Here is an 18287-nt window from a genome sequence, read left to right on the forward strand (position 1 = left end):
CATGAACTTCCCGCTTCTGACGGCCACGGCCGCGCTGCCCGCGGTCGGCGCGATCCTCACGGCGGCCGTCCCGGCCGCCCGCCGGACCGCCGCCAAGTGGCTCGCGCTGCTCTTCTCGCTGGCGACGCTGGCCCTGGCCGTGCTCGTCGCGGTCCGCTTCGAACCGGGCGGCGCCCGCTACCAGCTCACCGAATCGCACGCGTGGATCCCGGCCTTCGGGGTCCGCTACGAACTGGGCGTCGACGGCATCGGGGTGGCGCTGATCGCGCTGACCGCGCTGCTGATCCCGTTCGTGATCGGGGCCGGCTGGCACGACGCCGACCCTCTGGAAACCTCGTCCAAGCGGTGGCGGCCGACTCAGGGCTTCTTCGCCCTGATCCTCATGGTCGAGGCGATGGTCGTCATGTCGTTCGCCGCGACCGACGTCTTCCTCTTCTACATCTTCTTCGAAGCCATGCTCATCCCGATGTACTTCCTCATCGGTGGCTTCGGGGACCGCGCCCACGCGGGGTCCGACGAGAACGCGGCCGCGCAGCGTTCGTACGCGGCCGTGAAGTTCCTCCTCTACAACCTGGTCGGCGGCCTGATCATGCTGGCCGCGGTCATCGGCCTGTACGTGGTCGCCGGTAACTTCTCGCTCGTCGAGATCATGGACGCGCGCGCCGCCGGCAAGCTCGACATGGCCACCGACACCGAGCGGCTGCTCTTCCTCGGCTTCTTCTTCGCCTTCGCCGTCAAGGCCCCGCTGTGGCCGCTGCACACCTGGCTGCCCAACGCGATGGGGGAGGCCACCGCCCCGGTCGCCGTCCTGATCACCGCGGTGGTCGACAAGGTCGGCACCTTCGCGATGCTCCGCTTCTGCCTCGGACTGTTCCCCGACGCCAGCAAGTGGGCCACGCCGGTCGTCCTGGTCCTGGCCCTGATCAGCATCGTCTACGGCGCGCTGGTCGCGGTCGGGCAGCGCGACATCAAGCGGCTGGTCGCGTACGCCTCGATCTCGCACTTCGGGTTCATCATCCTCGGCATCTTCGCCATGACCTCCCAGGGGCAGTCCGGCGCGACGCTCTACATGGTCAACCACGGTCTGTCGACGGCGGCCCTGATGCTGGTCGCCGGCTTCCTGATCTCGCGGCGCGGCTCGCGGCTCATCGCCGACTACGGCGGCGTACAGAAGGTGGCCCCGGTGCTGGCCGGCACCTTCCTGATCGGTGGCCTGGCCACCCTCTCGCTGCCGGGCCTGGCCCCCTTCGTCAGCGAATTCCTGGTCCTGGTCGGCACGTTCGCCCGGTACCCGGTCGTCGGCATCGTCGCCACCTTCGGCATCGTGCTGGCCGCGCTGTACACGCTGGTGCTCTACCAGCGCACGATGACCGGCCCCGTGACGGAGGAGGTCCGCCCCATGAAGGACCTGCGCCTGCGGGAGATGCTCGTGGTCACACCGCTGATCGTGCTGCTGATCGGGCTGGGCGTGTACCCCAAGCCGCTGACGGACATCGTGAACCCGGCGGTGCAGTACACCCTGTCGGACGTGAAGCAGAAGGACCCTGCTCCTGAGGTGGAGGCGGCCAAGTGAGCACGACAGCAGTCCAGGGCGCGGCGGGGCTGTGGAGCCTGGCCGCCGCCGACCCGATCGACAAGATCCCTGCCCCGCACATCGAGTACGCCCAGCTCGCGCCCACGCTGATCGTGGTGGGCGCGGCGATCGTCGGCATCCTCGTCGAGGCGTTCGTCCCGCGCAGGTCCCGCTACTACGTCCAGGTCTTCCTGGCCTTCGCCGCGCTGGCCTCGGCCTTCGCGGCGGTGGTGGCCCTGGCCGGGGCGGGCTACGGCTCCGGCAAGGCGCACGTCGCGGCGATGGGCGCGATCGCGGTGGACGGGCCGGCGCTGTTCCTCCAGGGCACGATCCTGCTGGCCTCGGTCGTCGCGGTCTTCACCTTCGCCGAACGGCGCCTGGACCCGAAGGCGCACGGCAACCGGGTCGACTCGTTCGCCGCGCAGGCGGCGTCCGTACCGGGCAGCGACAGCGAGAAGGCCGCCGTCCGGGCGGGCTTCACCACCACCGAGGTCTTCCCGCTGGCGCTGTTCGCGGTCGCCGGCATGCTGATCTTCCCGGCGGCCAACGACCTGCTGACGCTGTTCGTGGCCCTGGAGGTCTTCTCGCTGCCGCTGTACCTGCTCTGCGCCGTCGCCCGCCGCCAGCGGCTGATGTCGCAGGAGGCCGCGGTGAAGTACTTCCTGCTCGGCGCGTTCTCGTCGGCGTTCCTGCTCTTCGGCATCGCGCTCGTCTACGGCTACGCGGGCTCCGTCTCGTACGCCGCGATCGCGGACGTGGTGGACGGCACCGTCACGCAGATCGACCCGGCACTGGCCGCGACCATGGGCAACGACGCGCTGCTGCTGATCGGCGGTGCGCTGATCCTGACGGGCCTGCTGTTCAAGGTGGGCGCGGTCCCCTTCCACATGTGGACCCCGGACGTCTACCAGGGCGCTCCCACGCCCGTCACCGGTTTCATGGCGGCGGCGACGAAGGTGGCCGCGTTCGGCGCGCTGCTGCGGCTGCTGTACGTGGTCCTGCCGGGCCTGCGCTGGGACTGGCGGCCGGTGATGTGGGGCGTCGCGATCGTCACGATGCTGGCGGGCGCGGTCATCGCGGTCACCCAGACCGATGTGAAGCGGCTGCTGGCGTACTCCTCGATCGCGCACGCGGGCTTCATCCTGGCCGGTGTGATCGCGACGTCGGAGAAGGGCGTCTCCTCGGTGCTGTTCTACCTGGCGGCGTACTCGTTCGTGACGATCGGCGCGTTCGCGGTGGTCACGCTGGTGCGCGACGCGGGCGGCGAGGCCACGCACCTGTCCAAGTGGGCGGGCCTGGGCCGGCGCTCGCCGCTGACGGCGGCGGTGTTCGCGGTGTTCCTGCTGGCCTTCGCCGGCATCCCGCTGACGTCGGGCTTCTCCGGCAAGTTCGCGGTGTTCTCGGCGGCGGCCGAGGGCGGGGCGGGCGTGCTGGTCGTGGTCGGTGTCATCTCGTCGGCGATCGCGGCGTTCTTCTACATCCGCGTGATCGTGCTGATGTTCTTCAGCGAGCCGAAGGCCGACGGCCCGACGGTGGCGGTCCCCTCGCCGCTGACGATGACGACGATCGCGGTGGGCGTGGCGGTGACGGTGGCCCTGGGCGTGTTCCCGCAGTACTTCCTGGACCTGGCGGGCCAGGCGAGCGTCTTCGTCCGCTGACCCGGTCCCGGTACGGCCAAGGGCCCGGCTCCCTCGGGGGAGCCGGGCCCTTTCGCGTGGACCACGTGGACCACGTGCATCACGTGCTCGGAATTCACTTGCTCGGGGCATATTCCTCACCCGTGAGAGCGAACTCTCCTGGGATCTCCCGGCGACATGCTGGACGCACTCGCGAGACTCCGTCGCATGGAGCACCACACATGAGCGTCGATCCCGAGATCCCCGAGCCGGAGCCCTCGCTCCGCTGGCCGGTCCCGCCCGCGGGCGGCTGGACCGCCGACGACCTCGACCGGCTTCCGGACCTGCCTCCGCACACGGAGCTGATCGACGGGAGCCTGGTCTTCGCGAGTCCGCAGACTCTTTTCCACATGCGCGCGGTCGACTTCTTCAACTGGCAGATCCAGTCACTGGTGCCGGCCGGACTGGAGGTCGTCCGGGAGTTCACCATCGACATCGACCGGCACAACCGGCCCGAACCCGATGTCGTCGTGGTCGACGAGGAGGCCGTCGGCGGTCCGGAACTGACCCGCTTCCCCGCCTCGTCCGTCCGCCTCGCCGTCGAGGTGGTCTCCCCCGACGGTGGGCCGCGACCGCGAGACCAAGCCCTTGAAGTACGCCCGCGCCCGGATCCCGCACTTCTGGAGGGTGGAGAACAAGGAGGGCCGGGCGGTCGTCTACGTCTACGAGCTCGACCCGGCGACCGGCGCGTACGTGGCCACCGGCATCTTCCACGACCGCCTCAAGGTCTCGGTCCCCTTCCCCATGGACCTCGACCTCTCCCTGATCACGCCCCGGCGCGGCGCCCCCTAGTACCCCCCACCGCGGCGGGTGGACAGGTACCTAGACTGAGCTGCGGAAACACGGTGGGGGAGCGAATTCATGAGTGCGGGTGGGCGTGTGAGCGGTGCGGTGGAGAGTCCTCTGATCGCTGCTGCTCGGGCCGGGGACATGTTCCTCGTGAGGCAGCTCCTGGAGGATGACGGGCACGACGGGAACTACGACGACCGGTCCGCCGCGTTCGCTGCGGCCGTCCAGGCGTTCCACGGGGGCATCGCTGTACTGCTTCTCATGCGCGGCGCCGATGCCAGTCAGTGCGCGCCGGCCGAACTGCTGTCCTTGCGCGAGGCGGTCGATTCGGGTTCGCCCGCCCTGGTCGATGCCCTTCTGGACGGCAGCATCCGGGACAGGTATCCGGCGTCCGAACTGATGGAGATGCGTGATCTCGCCCGCAGTTGGTACGAGGCGGGGACCGAGGCCGAGCTGCGGCGTCGCACCGGCTCCGCAGACGATGTCGTGCGTACCCGGGTCCCGGACCGTGAGGACGACACGATCGGGGAGCTCGCTCTCGGCGGAGTGACCGTGCGGGACGGGCACGGGGCGATCCTCACACGCCTGGAGGAACTGCTCGGAGTCCGTGCCTCGTGCGAGGAACTCATCGCACGCGCCCTGGAGGGCGACCAGCACCACCCTGCGTGGAACGAGGCCGCCATTCTGCTGTCTCACCGACGTGAGCAGGAGACCTGGTCAGCTGCCGAGGCCTTGCGCGCCGACGCGGATCCGTCCCGCCGGTTGTTCGGTGCCGAGCTGCTGCGGCTGCTCGAGCTCTTCGCCGACAGCCACGAGGAGGAGTGGTGCGTCCTCGCCAAGGACGCCCTCACCGAATGGTCGGCCGAGGAGACGGACAGCACCGTCCTCGCCATGCTGTTGTGGGGCCTCCGCTCGTACGCCGGACCGCGCGCCGAAGCGGCTCTGCTGGCGCACGTCGATCACCACGACGCCGGCGTCCGGCGAGCGGTGGCCGCCGGTCTCGGCACACGCTCGGACTCGACGTACCTGTCCGACGAAGCTCGTGACGCGCTCCTGACGCTGATGAGCGACCCTGATACGGACGTACGGATCGAGGCCTGCCACAGTGCCGGCCAGACCCGCACCGGCGATCCCGCGTTGACTGACGCGATGGCGGCCCTCCTCGACCACCCGGAACGCCGGGTCCAGCTCGTCGCCGTGTACGGCCTCGCACTCCACGAAGACGAGCGCTGCGTGGAAGGTGCGAACCGTCTGGGTCCCCCGCGGCCCGGCTACCACGACGAGGAAATGGCCTGCCTCGAGGTGGCGTGGCGGTACAAGTGGCGCCGCGAGGACGACTGACTCCAACGTCCTAGTGGGCGTGCCCCGGGGTCGGTGGGGTGGGGGTCTTCAGGGGGCAGGTCAGCGCCGTGTTCCAGTTGTGGAAGCGGCCCGCCGGGTTCTCCTTGTACGCCCACATGTGCAGGTCGTAGTGCTTGGGCATGCCCTTCCAGTGGCCCGGCATGGGCCCGTCGAAGGGGAGGCCGAACATGCTCGGGCGGTCGTCGGCGGTCTTCAGGTCCTGGTCCCGGTCGGTGGCCATCCACTCCACGGTCTGGAGCGTGCGGCGGCCCCGGCTGTCCTTCTCGTAGCTGTAGAGGAGCGCGGTGGGCCTGCTGGGGTCCGTGGAGCCCCAGTTGGCCTGCTTGACGTAGTGGTAGCCCATGGCACCCGTCCCGAACGGGTTGTTCATGCAGGCCTCGCCGTGCGGAACGTACCCGTCCTTGATCGCCCGCCGCTCGTCCGCGTACTTGGCCGTGGCCCGGATCGCCGTCGCCATGTCCCGCATGGCCTTGGCGTTGCGCGGGTCGGGCGCGGGCCCCTCGACCGCGGCGGCCGGGGCCACGGTGGGCAGGCCCAGCGAGACGGCGGCCGCGCAGGCCAGGGCGGTCCTGACGGTCTTCGGACGGCGTACGGGCATGGTGGCGGCTCCTCGCGATGGGGGTACGGGGTACGGGTTCCCGCTGTCCATTCGTCCGTCCACCATCCCGGCCGGCCCGGCGGGGCGCACGCGGTACGCCGCCGAACGGGGGCGGGGCGGCGGTGTCGTCCGCCGCCCCGCCGTCCCGCCGGGTGTCCTACGGGGCGCCCACGATGCGGCCGGTGACCTCGCCGAGGCCCACGCGGACGCCGTCGGGGCCGGGGGCCCAGGCGGTGAGGGTGACCTCGTCGCCGTCCTCCAGGAAGGTGCGCTTGCCGTCGGCGAGTTCGATGGCGTCGCGGCCGTTCCAGGTCAGCTCCAGCAGCGAGCCGCGCTGGCCGACCTCCGGGCCGCTGACCGTGCCGGAGCCGAAGACGTCGCCGGTGCGCAGCGAGGCACCGTTGACGGTCATGTGGGCCAGCTGCTGGGCGGCGCTCCAGTACATGGTGGAGAACGGCGGCCGGGCCACCTCCTGCCCGTTGATCGACACCGTGATGTGCAGGTCGTAGCCGCCGGGCTCCTCGGCGTCGGAGTCGTCGAGGTAGGGCAGCAGCGGGACGTCGCGGGCCGGCGTCGCGACGCGGGCCGCGTCGAGGGCCTCCAGCGGCGTCACCCAGGCCGAGACGGAGGTGGCGAAGGACTTGCCGAGGAACGGGCCGAGCGGCACGTACTCCCAGGCCTGGATGTCGCGCGCCGACCAGTCGTTGAGCAGGAACAACCCGAAGACGTGGTCGCGGTACTCGCCCAGGGAGACGGGCCGGCCCTGCTCGGAGGGGGCGCCGACGACGAAGCCGACCTCGGCCTCGATGTCGAGCTTGACGGACGGCCCGAAGACGGGGGCGGCGTCGGCGGGGGCCTTGCGCTGGCCGGAGGGCCGTACGACATCGGTCCCGGAGACCACGATCGTGCCCGAGCGGCCGTGGTAACCGATGGGCAGGTGCTTCCAGTTGGGGGTCAGCGGGTCGCCGTCGGGCCGGAACATCCGGCCCACGTTGGTGGCGTGGTGCTCGCTGGCGTAGAAGTCGACGTAGTCGGCGACCTCGTACGGCAGGTGCAGGGTGACCTCGCCCAGCGGCAGCAGGTGCGCCTCGACCGTCTCGCGGTGACCGGGGTCGGTGACCCACGCGGTCAGCGCGCGGCGTACGTCGTGCCAGGTGGTGCGGCCGGCGGCCAGCAGCGGGTTGAGGCTGGGGTGCAGCAGCACGCCGGCGTAGGGGGAGCCGAGCGCGACGGCGACGGCCCCGGCGTCGAGCACGTGCCCGCCGATGCGCACGCCGATGCGGCGCCGCGGCTCGTCCGCGGTGCTGAAGACGCCGTAGGGGAGGTTGTGCGGCCCGAACGGGTCGCCCTCGGGGACATCGAGGGGGCTCTGCTGGGGCATGGGGTACTGCCTCGCTTCCGACGTGGTCCGGGGATGGCCCGGCGGCTTGGTCAACGGTGCCACAGTGTGGGACGACACGTTACGTGGCGGGTGGGGCGTGCGGGAGGCCGGATTGGGGCGCTATTTGTAGGACTTGTCCAAGGGGGTCCGTATCCTTGGCCGGGTGACTTCCGCCCTCCCCTACACCTTGATCGCCACCGACCTGGACGGGACTCTGCTGCGCGCCGGTGACACCGTCTCGCCCCGCTCGTACACGGCTCTCGCGACGGCGCGCGCCGTCGGCGCCCAGCACATCATCGTGACCGGACGCCCCGTTCCGCAGGTGCGGCACGTGCTCTACGGGCTGGGGTACCGGGGGCTCGTGGTGTGCGGGCAGGGCGCGCAGGTGTACGACGCGGCGCGCGGCCGTGTGCTGCACTCCGTCCCCCTGGACCGGGAGCTGGCGGAGGTGGCGCTCGGCAAGATCGAGGCCGAGATCGGCGAGGTGTACGTGGCCGTGAACCGGGAGGGGGTGGACGTGGAGATGCTCATGGGACCGGGGTACCGGATGCCGCGTCCGCACCTGGCGACGGTGCGGGTGCGGCGGCGCGCGGACCTGTGGTCGGCGCCGATCAACAAGGTGCTGCTCCAGCATCCCGAGCTGGACGACGACGAGTTGACGCGGGTGGCGCGGTCGGTGGTCGGGCACCTGGTGAACGTGACGATGGCCGGGGAGCACACGGTCGAGCTCCAGCCGCCGGGCATCGACAAGGCGAGCGGTCTGGCGCGTGCGGCGGAGGTCCTCGGGGTCTGCGCGTCGGGGACGATCGCGTTCGGCGACATGCCCAACGACATCCCGATGTTCGCGTGGGCCGCCCACGGCGTGGCCATGGCCAACGCCCACCGTGAACTGCGCGCGGTGGCGGACGAGGTGACCTTGTCCAACGAGGAGGACGGCATCGCGGTGGTCCTGGAACGCCTCTACGGCTGACGCCTGCGCCGCTGGGGCCCCGGTCACCGTACGTGCGCTGCGCGCCCGTGCGCTCACACGCCGCGCGGGCTGGATGTGCCGCTGCGCGGCAACCAGCCGCCGCGCAGCGGCACGCGCCCAGCGCCACCGGGCACCCCACCCAGCGCCACCGGGCACCCCACCCAGTCCCGCCGGGCGGCCCTCCAGCGCCGCCGGGCACCATCTCAGCCTCGCCGGCGTTTGAGGCGCGGGGGGTGCGGGGGCGGAGCCCCCGAAAACGCCGCCCACCGGGCAGCCTTCCGGCGCCGCCGGGCACGCAACCCAGCCCCGCCGGCGTTCGAGGCGCGGGGTGCGGGGCGGAGCCCCGGCCGGCCGCCAGGGCGAGCGTCAGCCCGCGGCCCGCGGCAGTCGGCGTTCCCACGTGCGGTGGAAGACCACCTCCTCCCCGTCCCGGCACACCACCTCGTTCGACGTCAGAAAGCCCCCCGCGTCACAGCTGATCTCCGAGCGGGTCTCGATCCGCGCGTCCCAGCCCCGCTCCGGCCGGTGCAGCCGGATCCGCCAGTCCGAGCGGGTCCGGGCCGACAGCGCGTCGTCCTCCTGGATCTCGTACACCTCCAGCGCGTCCTCGGTGAACTCCAGCCCGTCCGGGTAGACCCGCGTGCCGCCGTAGCGCGGGTCCACCTCCAGCCGCCAGGTGCCGCGCGCCACGTCCCGCACCACCAGCCGCTCCGGGCGCGGCTCGTCCAGGGTCTCCGGGACCACCACGCCCAGCGGTTCGGCCTGCTCGGGGGCCTCGAAGGCGACCGCGGCGTCCGCCTCCCGCGGCTCGCGCACCGGCAGGGTCAGCGCGCTGGCGGCCGGGTCCAGCGTCCAGCCCGCCTCGGAGCCGGCCCGCGGCCAGATCCACGGCCAGTACGCCGAGGACAGCGCCAGCCGGATCCGGTGGCCCGGCGGGAAGGCGTGCCCGATGCCGTTCAGCTCCAGGGCCACGTCCTCGTACGCGCCCGCCGGCCACGGCTCGGCCCGGTCCCGGCCACGGCGCGCGGAGAGGTTGAGGGCGCCCCGCGTGACCAGGGTGGAGGAGCCGTCCGGGGCCACGTCGCACAGCCGGGCGATCACCTGCCCGTACGGCACGTCCAGGCGCAGCCGCAGGGCCACGCGCGGGCGGCCCAGGATCTCCACCGGCCCCGTGCCCGGGACGGGGAACTCGAAGCACGCCGACTTCGCGTCCTCCTCGCGCTGGTCCGGCGGCAGGTCGGCGTCGTTGCCGAAGGGGAAGAACCGCCCCGCGTCCAGGCCCGTGTGCTGCGGGGAGGCGACCTGCACGGGGGCGCCCTGGAGCGCGTACGTCACGGGGGTCACCGCGGGGGAGGGCCAGGCGGGGTCCGCGACCCAGCGCCCGGGCAGCTCGGCGTACGTCGTCGCCGGGCGGTGCGACCGCGAGATCCACGACCGCAGCAGCGGCTCGTCCATGACGCCGTTGTCCGCCCCCTTGAGCCAGTGGTCCCACCAGCGCAGCGTCTCCTGGAGGAAGCCGATCGCCGGGCCCGGCGGCAGCCCGCGGTCCGGGTACTGGTGCGACCACGGCCCGATCAGCCCGCGCACCCGCCCCTCGGGCAGGTGCTCGACCAGCCGCAGCACCGTGTCCCGGTACGGGTCGTGCCAGCCGCCGACCGCCAGGACGGCCGCGCGCACCGCCCCGTAGTCCTCGCAGACGCTGCCGTGGCGCCAGTAGTCGTCGCGGGTCTGGTGCGCGAGCCAGGTGTGGACCGGCGGCTCCACCGACTCCAGCCGCGCGAGCCACGCGTCCCGCCAGCCCTCGCCCACGAACTCCGGGTCGGGCGGGCGGGAGGCGAAGGCCAGCATGGTCGCCGCCCACGCGTGCATGTCCACGGCCAGCACCGAGCCGCCCATGTAGTGCACGTCGTTGTCGTAGCGGTCGTCGGAGGAGCACACCGTGACGACCGCCTTCAGCGGTTCGGGCGCGAGGGCAGCGATCTGGAGGGAGTTGAAGCCGCCCCACGAGATCCCGAACATGCCGACCGAGCCGTCGCACCAGGGCTGCGCGGCCAGCCACTCCACGACCTCGACCCCGTCGGCGAGTTCGCGGGCGTCGTACTCGTCGCCCACCCGGCCGCCGCTGTTGCCGTGCCCGCGCACGTCGACCCGGACCGAGGCGTAGCCGTGGCCGGCGTACCAGGGGTGGCGCTGGGCGTCGCGCGGGGCGGTCCAGTCGGTGAGCCGGTAGGGCAGGTACTCCAGCAGCGCCGGAACCGGCTCGTCCGTGACCGGCCGCCAGATCCGGGCGTAGAGCAGGGTCCCGTCGCGCAGCGGGATGCGGACGTCCTCGTGGGCCGTCGCGTGGGGGAACTCCTTGACGATGTTCATCGGCAGTCCGTTCGGCCTCAGTGGACGGGGTGCATCGTGCGCCGCAGCCACGGCGCGAGCGCGATCACGGCCAGGCCGGCGGCCACCGCGACGGCGCCGTTCAGGCCGAAGTACACGGGGTCGGGGACCGTCCCGTAGATCTTGACGACCTGGGCCTGGATGCCGTTGGCGAGCGCCAGCGACAGGAACCACAGGGCCATCGTCTGGCTGCTGAACGCCTTGGGCGCGAGCTTGCTGGTCGCGGACATCCCGGAGGTCTCCAGCAGCACGTCGCCGAGGCCGAGCAGCAGGTACGAGCCGACGATCCACCAGGCGGCGATGGTGTACGTGTCGCCGACGTGGCCGGAGGTGGGCACGACCATCAGCAGGAACGACAGGCCGCCCAGGATCACACCGATCGCGATCTTGTTGGAGGCGTGCGGCTGCCGGTGCCCCATCCGGGCCCACACGGCCGCCACCACCGGCGCCAGCGCCACCTCGAACGCGCCGAGCGCCGAGGCGTACCAGCTCGCCGGGAAGTCGAAGCCGAGGAGGGTGGTGCGGGCGTTGGCCGACGCGAGCAGCATCATCGTCGAGTACGCCTGGAAGAGGATGAAGTTGAAGGCGACCGAGGCCAGGAAGAGCACCCCGTACGGGCGCAGCCGGCCCCGCTCGGCGGGTGTCACCCGTGGGCTGCGGAACATCACCGTGAAGTAGACGACCGGGGCGATCACCGAGACGAGGGTGAGGACGTCGACGAACCGGGCCATCGTCAGCCATCCGGCGGCGGCCAGCAGCACGCCCAGCGCGGCCAGGGCGACCAGTCCGCCCGCGATCAGCCGTACGGCGCGCCGCATGGCGTCCGGTGCGAGGGGGAACTCGGCGGAGTGCTTGCGCCCGGCCAGGTGGCGGCGGCCGAGCACGTACTGGACGAGGCCTGCGGTCATGCCGATCGCGGCGGCCGAGAAGCCCCAGTGCCAGCCCCGGTGCTCGCCCAGCCAGCCGGTGACCAGCGGGCCGGCGAACGCGCCGATGTTGATGCCCATGTAGTAGAGGGCGAAGCCTGCGTCGCGGCGGTCGTCGTCCGTGCGGTAGAGCGTGCCGACCATGCTGGCGACATTGGGCTTGAGCAGGCCGGTGCCCGCGCTGATCAGGCCGAGGCCGCCCCAGGTCGCCGCGGTGGCCGGGACGGCCATCAGGTAGTGGCCGCAGGCGATGAGGATGCCGCCCCACAGCACGGCCCGGTAGGAACCGAGGATCCGGTCGGCGAGCCATCCGCCGGCGACGGAGACGAGGTAGACCATGGTTGCGTACGCCGCCGAGACGGAGGCGGCGGTCGCCGGGCTCATCCCCAGGCCGCCGTCGGCCACGGTGTCCGCGAAGTAGAGGACGAGGATCGCCTGCATGCCCAGGAACGAGAAACGCTCCCAGACCTCCAGCCCGGACAGGGTGGCCAGGCCCCGGGGGTGGCCGAGGAAACCACGGTCGTCGCGGGCCGGCGGAGTGTCGAACTCCGGGTCCACCGGCTCGTCTCGGTCAAGAACAGTTCTGGACAAAACACAATCTCCGGTCGTTATCGGCTCCACTCGAACATACCGGGGCTCTTCGGGCGGTGCGCGTGTGGAGACCGGACAGGCGCTCTCGGTGATCGAAAACGGACGGGATACGCTGGCTTGAGTGATGGCAGCGACACATCGACAATCCAGGTGATCGTCAGCGTGATCGTCAGCAGACAGGAGTACCCCTCGTGACCGTCGTCGGGCCGTTCGGACTGAGCGTGCGGGACCAGGCTCTTGAGACCGATGTCCAGGCCGGACTGGCCGCCGTCGAGGCGGGTCTGCTGGAGGCCACCAAGAGCGAAGTCCCCTTCATCACGGAGGCCGCGCAACACCTGGTGCGGGCGGGCGGCAAGCGGTTCCGGCCGCTGCTGGTCATGCTCGCCTCGCGGTTCGGGGACCCGTACGCCCCCGGGATCGTCCCCTCCGCCGTGGTCGTGGAGCTGACCCACCTCGCCACCCTCTACCACGACGACGTCATGGACGAGGCGAACGTCCGGCGCGGGGTGGCCAGCGCCAACACCCGCTGGGGCAACTCCGTCGCCGTCCTGACGGGTGACTTCCTCTTCGCCCGCGCCTCGCACATCCTGGCCGACCTCGGCCCGGAGGCCGTACGCATCCAGGCCGAGGCCTTCGAGCGGCTGGTCACCGGTCAGATCCTGGAGACGGCCGGCCCGCGCGACGGACGCGACCCCGTCGCCCACTACCTCGACGTCATCGCCGGCAAGACCGGCTCGCTGATCGCCGTCTCCGGCCGCTTCGGCGCGCTGATGTCCGGGGCGGACGAGGCGACCGTCGACATCCTCACGCAGTACGGCGAGCGCCTGGGCACCGCCTTCCAGCTGGCGGACGACGTCCTGGACATCGCCTCCGACAGCCACGAGTCCGGCAAGACCCCCGGCACCGACCTGCGCGAGGGCATCCCCACGCTGCCGGTGCTGCTGCTGCGCGAGAAGGCCGCCCGCGAGGGCCTGGCGGAGGACCTGGAGCTCGTCCGCCTCCTGGACGGCGACCTCACCGACGACGGCCGGCACGCCGAGGTCCTGGCCAGGCTGCGGGTCCACCCGGCGCTGGAGCAGGCCCGCCGCGACACCGTCCGCTACGCGCAGGACGCGCGCGCCACGCTGGCGCCGCTGCCCGAGTGCTTCGCCAAGGCGGCACTGGAGGAGCTGTGCGACGCGGTGGTCCACCGCGCGGGCTGACGCCGCCCCGGGGATCCCTCGCCGGGTCCCCCTTCCGGTTCGGGAACGGGCCGTCCGACCCCTACGGGATGGGGGCGGGCGGCCCGTTCCGTGTCATCCCACGGTCGTACGCGCAGTTGGCTCCGGGGGCTGACGCCGCGCAGGCCCTCTGTTTGGTCATATGGATGTACGCCACCCACCGGATCGGGTGAGCGTGGCGACACGGGGATCGCCGCCGTAGACACAGAGGGCAGGTCACTGACATGGCAGGGAACACGAAGACGTCTCGCAAGGCCGCTCGGTACGCCGTGCCGGTCGCGGTGGCCGGTGTGGCCGCGGCGACGGTGGCGATGGTCCCGGCCTTCGCCAACGCCGGCGGCCCGGACCTGCCGAAGGTCACGGCGCAGCAGCTCATCGAGAAGATCGCCGCCTCGGAGGTCCAGCAGCTGTCCGGCACCGCCAGGATCAGCACCGACCTGGGCCTGCCGTCGCTGGCCTCCGGTCTGCTGGGCGGCGGCGGGGTCACCGGCGGCTCCGCCAGCCCGGAGGACAAGGTCGCCCAGCTCGCCAGCGGCACGCACACCTTCCAGGTCGCCGCCGACGGCCCGGACAAGCAGAAGCTGACCTTCCTCGACGGCAAGCACGAGTACAGCCTCATCCACAACGGCGACGACCTGTGGGGCTACGACAGCAAGTCCAACGAGGTCTTCCACGAGAAGGGCCACGGCGCGCCGCAGGGCGAGGGCAAGGGCAAGGGCAAGGAGCGCAAGACGGCCGACCGGCTGCCCGCCACGCCCAAGGAGCTCGCCGAGGAGGCCCTGAAGGCCGCGGGCACCACCACCGACGTCAGCGTCGGCGACACCGCGCAGGTGGCCGGCCGGGACGCGTACCAGCTGGTCCTCAAGCCCAAGCAGGCCGGTTCGACGGTCGGCTCGATCCAGATCGCGGTCGACGCCAGGAACGGCGTGCCGCTGCGCTTCCAGCTGCTCTCCAGCCAGGGCGGCAAGCCGATCGTGGACGCGGGCTTCACCAAGGTGGAGTTCGCCGCCCCGGCCGCGAAGACCTTCGACTTCACCCCGCCCAAGGGCGCCAAGGTGAACGAGGGCGGCGGCCCGGAGCACCTCGGCAAGGACGGCAAGGACGGCAGCGCTCTCAAGGGCCTGGAGTCGCTGCCGGGCCTGGGCGGCCTGACCGGCGGCGCCGGCATGGACGGCAAGGGCGAGGTGAAGGTCCTCGGCGAGGGCTGGGCCACGGTCGCGCGGATCGACTCGGGCACCGGCAAGGGCCTGAAGGACATCGAGAACGACAAGAACGCGCCGAAGGAGGCCGAGCAGTTCCTGAACTCCCTCGGGGACAAGGTCTCCGGGAAGTTCGGCGAGGGCCGCGTCTTCTCGACCCGTCTGGTCAACGCCCTGATCACCGACGACGGCAAGGTCTACGTCGGCGCCGTCACCAAGGACGCGCTGGTGAAGACTGCGGACGCCAGCAAGTAGCCGGCGGCCGGCCCGGCCGGGCCGGTTCTCCCACGAACGCCGGGGCGGGCCGGGACCATGTCCCGGCCCGCCCCGCGTGCCGTACCGTGAAGGGCATGTCGAGACACGTCACCATCCGCCTGGACGAAGAGTTCCATGAACGCCTCAAGGCGCGCGCGGCGGCGCTGGGCACGACGGTCACCGCGCTGATCACCGAGGTCACCGAACGCGAACTGGACGAGGACCGCAAGACGTTCCTCTCCGGCATCGAGGAGTTCGCCGACCACTGGGGCTACTTCCAGGAGCGGTTCGGCAATTGAAGATCACCATGGAGTGGGCCTGGACCGCTCTGGCCCACCATCTCCCGTCCGATCCCGCCGTGTGGGACCCCTCCGGAGTGGTCGCCGCCGTGGCCCGGCACCAGAACGACCTGGTGATGGTGCCGGAACAGCCCGCCCCCGACACCGCGTGGCGGGCGGCGGCGTTCCTGCACACGCTCGCGGTGTGCCCGGCGCTGGAATCGCCGATGAACGAGTTCTACGCGGCCGCCGCCACCCGCTCGTACCTGCGGGTGGCGGGGGCCAAGCAGCTGCCGTCGCCCGAGGTCCTCGGCGACCTGGTGGAGGCCGCGAAGCTGGGCCGCGCGGACGTCGCGGCGGTCGCCGAGGAACTGCGGGCGCAGATAAGGGAACCGGATCCGCTGGAGGAGGACCTACAGAGAAGGTCCTCCTAGCGCGGGTCCTCGTCGTACGGGTCCTGCCGGCGGGAGTCCTGCCGGTGGAGCGGCCTCCTAGAAGGTGATCTTCCAGGAGTTGATGTAGCCGATGTCCTGTGCGGCCGTGTCCCGCACCTGGAGCTTCCAGACGCCGTTCGCGACCTCGCTGGAGGCGTTCACCGTGTAGGACTGGACCAGGTTGTCCGCGCTGCCGCCCGAGCGGTTGTGCAGGTTGTAGACGCTCCCGTCGGGGGCGACCAGGTCGACCACCAGGTCACCGCGGTAGGTGTGGACGATGTTCACGTCCACCTTGGTGGTGGCCGGGGCGTTGCCCGCGACACCCGAGACGGTGATCGGCGAGTTCACCGCGGCACCGGGGGAGTCGGGGATGTTCACGTCCGCGGTGTTCTCGAAGGACGGGCCCGGCGGGACCGGGGTGGACGCGCCCAGGTTCCAGATCGCGTAGGCGATGGCGTCGCTGTTGCGGTCCAGGGCCGTGTCGTTGATGTTCGACGTGGTGTCGCACGAGGAGTGGTAGCAGCGGTCGAAGGACTGGCCCGCGGTGCCGCCCCACTTCTGCGCCTGGGCCGAGGACTTGGTGTTGCTGGCGCCCGTGAACAGGCCGCCGACCGGGATGCCCACGTTCTTGAAGGAGGCGTGGTCGGAGCGGCCGTCGCCCTCGGTCTCGATCTCCGTCGGGACGCCGATGCCCGCGAAGTACGTCTTGAAGGTCTGCTCGATCGTGGGGTCGTCGTCGTAGACGAAGTAGCCCGGGTTCGGCGAGCCGATCATGTCGAAGTTCAGGTAGCCGGAGATCTTCGAGCGCTCGGCGGCCGGCAGCTGGTTGACGTAGTACCTCGAGCCGATCAGGCCCAGCTCCTCCGCACCCCACCAGCCGAACCGCAGGTGCTTGGTGGGCTGCAGGCCGGCCCGGGAGACGGCGAGCGCGGTCTCCAGGACCGCCGCCGAGCCGGAGCCGTTGTCGTTGATGCCGGGACCGGAGGACACCGAGTCCAGGTGCGAGCCGGCCATCAGGACCGAGTTGGGGTCGCCGCCCGGCCAGTCGGCGATCAGGTTGTAGCCGGTGGCACCGCCGGAGGTGAAGGTCTGCACCGTGGTGGTGAACCCGGCGGCGTCCAGCTTGGCCTTCACGTAGTCGATCGAGGCCTTGTAGCCGGCCCGGCCGTGGGCGCGGTTGCCGCCGTTGTTCGTGGCGATCGTCTGGAGCTGCGACAGGTGCGCCTTGACGTTGGCAACCGGGATGTCCGGCGGCGTGGGCGCCGCGGCGACCGCGGCCGGCGCGGCGGACGCACCGGGGGCGGCGGAGGCGAAGAGGCCGGCGACCGCGAGCGCGGTGACGGCAGCAAGACGCCGGGGAACGGAGAGGCTCATGTGGGGGCTCCGTGATTCCGAACGGGGATGGGAACGGAACGTGCGAGGTTGGAGCGTCAGTGCGAGCCCGATGGTCAGTGATGATATGACTGTGCGTCAAGACCACAATCCGGTCAGGGGAGTTCGTATAACGGACGACCCCCGTTACGGATGTTCCGTACCGGGGGTCGAGGGGTAGGAGAGAAGGCCGCGCCCGCGTCTGCGCGGGCTCGCGCGCCGTGGTCCGCGCCTACGCGGGCTCGCGCGCCGGGGTCGCCGCGCCGGCGTCCGGCGCCGTAACCGGAAGCGGAACGCGGGAGCGGCGGGCGGCCCGCAGCGCGTCCCACGTGAGCAGCGCCAGCGCGGCCCAGACCAGCGAGAAGCCGGCCCAGCGCTCCGGCGGCATGGCCTCGTGGAAGTAGACGACGCCGAGGATGAACTGGAACACCGGCGCCAGGTACTGCAGCAGGCCGAGCGTGGAGAGCGGGACGCGGATCGCGGCCGCCCCGAAACAGACCAGCGGGATCGCGGTGACCAGGCCGGTCGCGGCCAGCAGGGCCGCGTGTCCGGCGCCCTCGGCGGCGAACGTGGACTCGCCGCGCGAACCCAGCAGGAGCAGGTAGGCCAGGGCCGGCAGGAACTGGACGGCGGTCTCGGCCGCCAGCGATTCCAGGCCGCCGATGTTGATCTTCTTCTTGATCAGTCCGTACGCGGCGAAGGAGAAGGCCAGCACCAGGGAGATCCACGGCGGCCGGCCGTACCCGATGGCCAGAACCAGCACCGCGAGGGCGCCGATACCGACCGCCGCCCACTGCGCGCGGCGCAGCCGCTCGCCGAGGACGAGCACCCCGATGGCGATCGTGACCAGGGGGTTGATGAAGTAGCCCAGGCTCGCCTCGACCACCGCGTCGTTGTTGACGGCCCAGATGTACACGCCCCAGTTCACCGTGATCACGGAGGCGGCGAGCGTGGTCAGGGCGAGCTTGCGCGGTGCGCGCAGCAGGTCGCGTATCCAGCCCCAGCGGCGCAGCGCGAGCAGGGCGACACCGACGACGGCCAGCGACCACACCATGCGGTGGGCGAGGATCTCGATGGCTCCGGAGGGCTTCAGGAGCGGCCAGAACAGGGGCACCAGCCCCCACATCGCGTACGCGCCGATTCCGTAGAGCAGACCCGCGCGCTGCTCCGACTCTGCCTTCACGGGCCCTCCTGGGTCACTTCAAGCCAACCTCACGAAGGTAGCGCCGTACGGGGCGGATGTCATGCCCGTTTGTGGGTGACAGTCATGACAGTG

The 18287-nt window shown here is 71.6% G+C and carries 14 protein-coding genes and 1 pseudogene; 9 read left to right on the forward strand and 6 right to left on the reverse strand.

Features of this window, described 5'->3' with window-relative positions:
* Nucleotide 1: 1 nt before the first annotated feature.
* The 4 genes and pseudogenes from ACIPXB_RS21425 to ACIPXB_RS21440 all read left to right on the forward strand — a co-directional run bounded on the left by ACIPXB_RS21425 (nt 2) and on the right by ACIPXB_RS21440 (nt 5379).
* On the forward strand, nt 2–1573 hold the full coding sequence (locus ACIPXB_RS21425) for an NADH-quinone oxidoreductase subunit M (protein WP_401452227.1): 1572 nt from the start codon (nt 2–4) through the stop codon (nt 1571–1573).
* A 29-nt stretch (nt 1574–1602) separates the two neighbouring features.
* A complete protein-coding gene (gene nuoN / locus ACIPXB_RS21430; RefSeq protein WP_401452501.1) occupies nt 1603–3231 on the forward strand; it encodes an NADH-quinone oxidoreductase subunit NuoN in 1629 nt (542 codons plus the stop codon).
* A 200-nt stretch (nt 3232–3431) separates the two neighbouring features.
* Nucleotides 3432–4041, forward strand: a pseudogene (locus ACIPXB_RS21435) (Uma2 family endonuclease).
* A 147-nt stretch (nt 4042–4188) separates the two neighbouring features.
* Nucleotides 4189–5379: a HEAT repeat domain-containing protein gene (locus ACIPXB_RS21440; protein ID WP_401452229.1), complete on the forward strand. Its 1191-nt coding sequence runs from the start codon at nt 4189–4191 to the stop codon at nt 5377–5379.
* 10 nt (nt 5380–5389) lie between these two features.
* Here the strand turns inward: ACIPXB_RS21440 and ACIPXB_RS21445 are convergent, their stop codons facing one another.
* Nucleotides 5390–5998 (reverse strand): hypothetical protein, encoded by a 609-nt coding sequence (locus ACIPXB_RS21445; RefSeq protein ID WP_401452231.1) that lies wholly within the window; start codon nt 5996–5998, stop codon nt 5390–5392.
* A gap of 157 nt (nt 5999–6155) precedes the next feature.
* A complete protein-coding gene (fahA, locus tag ACIPXB_RS21450) occupies nt 6156–7379 on the reverse strand; it encodes a fumarylacetoacetase (RefSeq protein WP_401452233.1) in 1224 nt (407 codons plus the stop codon).
* Between the two features lie 163 nt (nt 7380–7542).
* Here fahA and ACIPXB_RS21455 point away from each other — a divergent pair, with 163 nt between their 5' ends.
* Nucleotides 7543–8349 (forward strand): HAD family hydrolase, encoded by an 807-nt coding sequence (locus ACIPXB_RS21455; protein WP_401452235.1) that lies wholly within the window; start codon nt 7543–7545, stop codon nt 8347–8349.
* A 366-nt stretch (nt 8350–8715) separates the two neighbouring features.
* Here the strand turns inward: ACIPXB_RS21455 and ACIPXB_RS21460 are convergent, their stop codons facing one another.
* Together ACIPXB_RS21460 and ACIPXB_RS21465 are read right to left on the reverse strand one after the other, a co-directional pair.
* The gene (locus ACIPXB_RS21460; protein WP_401452237.1) at nt 8716–10719 is read right to left on the reverse strand and encodes a CocE/NonD family hydrolase; all 2004 of its coding nucleotides are present in this window, start codon (nt 10717–10719) and stop codon (nt 8716–8718) included.
* 17 nt (nt 10720–10736) lie between these two features.
* Nucleotides 10737–12221: a peptide MFS transporter gene (locus ACIPXB_RS21465; RefSeq protein WP_401452239.1), complete on the reverse strand. Its 1485-nt coding sequence runs from the start codon at nt 12219–12221 to the stop codon at nt 10737–10739.
* 224 nt (nt 12222–12445) lie between these two features.
* On the opposite strand from ACIPXB_RS21465, the gene ACIPXB_RS21470 reads away from it, so the two are divergent.
* The 4 genes from ACIPXB_RS21470 to ACIPXB_RS21485 all read left to right on the forward strand — a co-directional run bounded on the left by ACIPXB_RS21470 (nt 12446) and on the right by ACIPXB_RS21485 (nt 15640).
* Nucleotides 12446–13456: a polyprenyl synthetase family protein gene (locus ACIPXB_RS21470; RefSeq protein ID WP_401452241.1), complete on the forward strand. Its 1011-nt coding sequence runs from the start codon at nt 12446–12448 to the stop codon at nt 13454–13456.
* Nucleotides 13457–13698: 242 nt separating this feature from the next.
* Nucleotides 13699–14928: an outer membrane lipoprotein carrier protein LolA gene (locus tag ACIPXB_RS21475; RefSeq protein WP_401452243.1), complete on the forward strand. Its 1230-nt coding sequence runs from the start codon at nt 13699–13701 to the stop codon at nt 14926–14928.
* 95 nt (nt 14929–15023) lie between these two features.
* On the forward strand, nt 15024–15227 hold the full coding sequence (locus ACIPXB_RS21480) for a hypothetical protein (RefSeq protein WP_234333790.1): 204 nt from the start codon (nt 15024–15026) through the stop codon (nt 15225–15227).
* A complete protein-coding gene (locus ACIPXB_RS21485; RefSeq protein WP_401452245.1) occupies nt 15224–15640 on the forward strand; it encodes a hypothetical protein in 417 nt (138 codons plus the stop codon). The genes ACIPXB_RS21480 and ACIPXB_RS21485 overlap by 4 nt, the downstream gene beginning before the upstream one ends.
* Before the next feature lie 57 nt (nt 15641–15697).
* Here ACIPXB_RS21485 and ACIPXB_RS21490 read toward each other — a convergent pair whose 3' ends face one another.
* Complete coding sequence (locus tag ACIPXB_RS21490) at nt 15698–17014, reverse strand: M28 family metallopeptidase (RefSeq protein WP_401452247.1); 1317 nt, start codon at nt 17012–17014, stop codon at nt 15698–15700.
* A gap of 229 nt (nt 17015–17243) precedes the next feature.
* Complete coding sequence (rarD, locus tag ACIPXB_RS21495; RefSeq protein ID WP_401452249.1) at nt 17244–18194, reverse strand: EamA family transporter RarD; 951 nt, start codon at nt 18192–18194, stop codon at nt 17244–17246.
* Nucleotides 18195–18287: the final 93 nt, after the last annotated feature.

It is taken from the genome of Streptomyces sp. NPDC090022, from assembly GCF_044748145.1.
GTDB lineage: Bacteria > Actinomycetota > Actinomycetes > Streptomycetales > Streptomycetaceae > Streptomyces.

Coding starts and splice junctions, on each gene's coding strand:
- ACIPXB_RS21425 (WP_401452227.1), top strand. CDS start 2: ATGAACTTCCCGCTTCTGACGGCCACGGCCGCGCTGCCCGCGGTCGGC.
- ACIPXB_RS21445 (WP_401452231.1), bottom strand. CDS start 5,998: ATGCCCGTACGCCGTCCGAAGACCGTCAGGACCGCCCTGGCCTGCGCG.
- fahA (WP_401452233.1), bottom strand. CDS start 7,379: ATGCCCCAGCAGAGCCCCCTCGATGTCCCCGAGGGCGACCCGTTCGGG.
- ACIPXB_RS21460 (WP_401452237.1), bottom strand. CDS start 10,719: ATGAACATCGTCAAGGAGTTCCCCCACGCGACGGCCCACGAGGACGTC.
- ACIPXB_RS21475 (WP_401452243.1), top strand. CDS start 13,699: ATGGCAGGGAACACGAAGACGTCTCGCAAGGCCGCTCGGTACGCCGTG.
- ACIPXB_RS21480 (WP_234333790.1), top strand. CDS start 15,024: ATGTCGAGACACGTCACCATCCGCCTGGACGAAGAGTTCCATGAACGC.
- ACIPXB_RS21490 (WP_401452247.1), bottom strand. CDS start 17,014: ATGAGCCTCTCCGTTCCCCGGCGTCTTGCTGCCGTCACCGCGCTCGCG.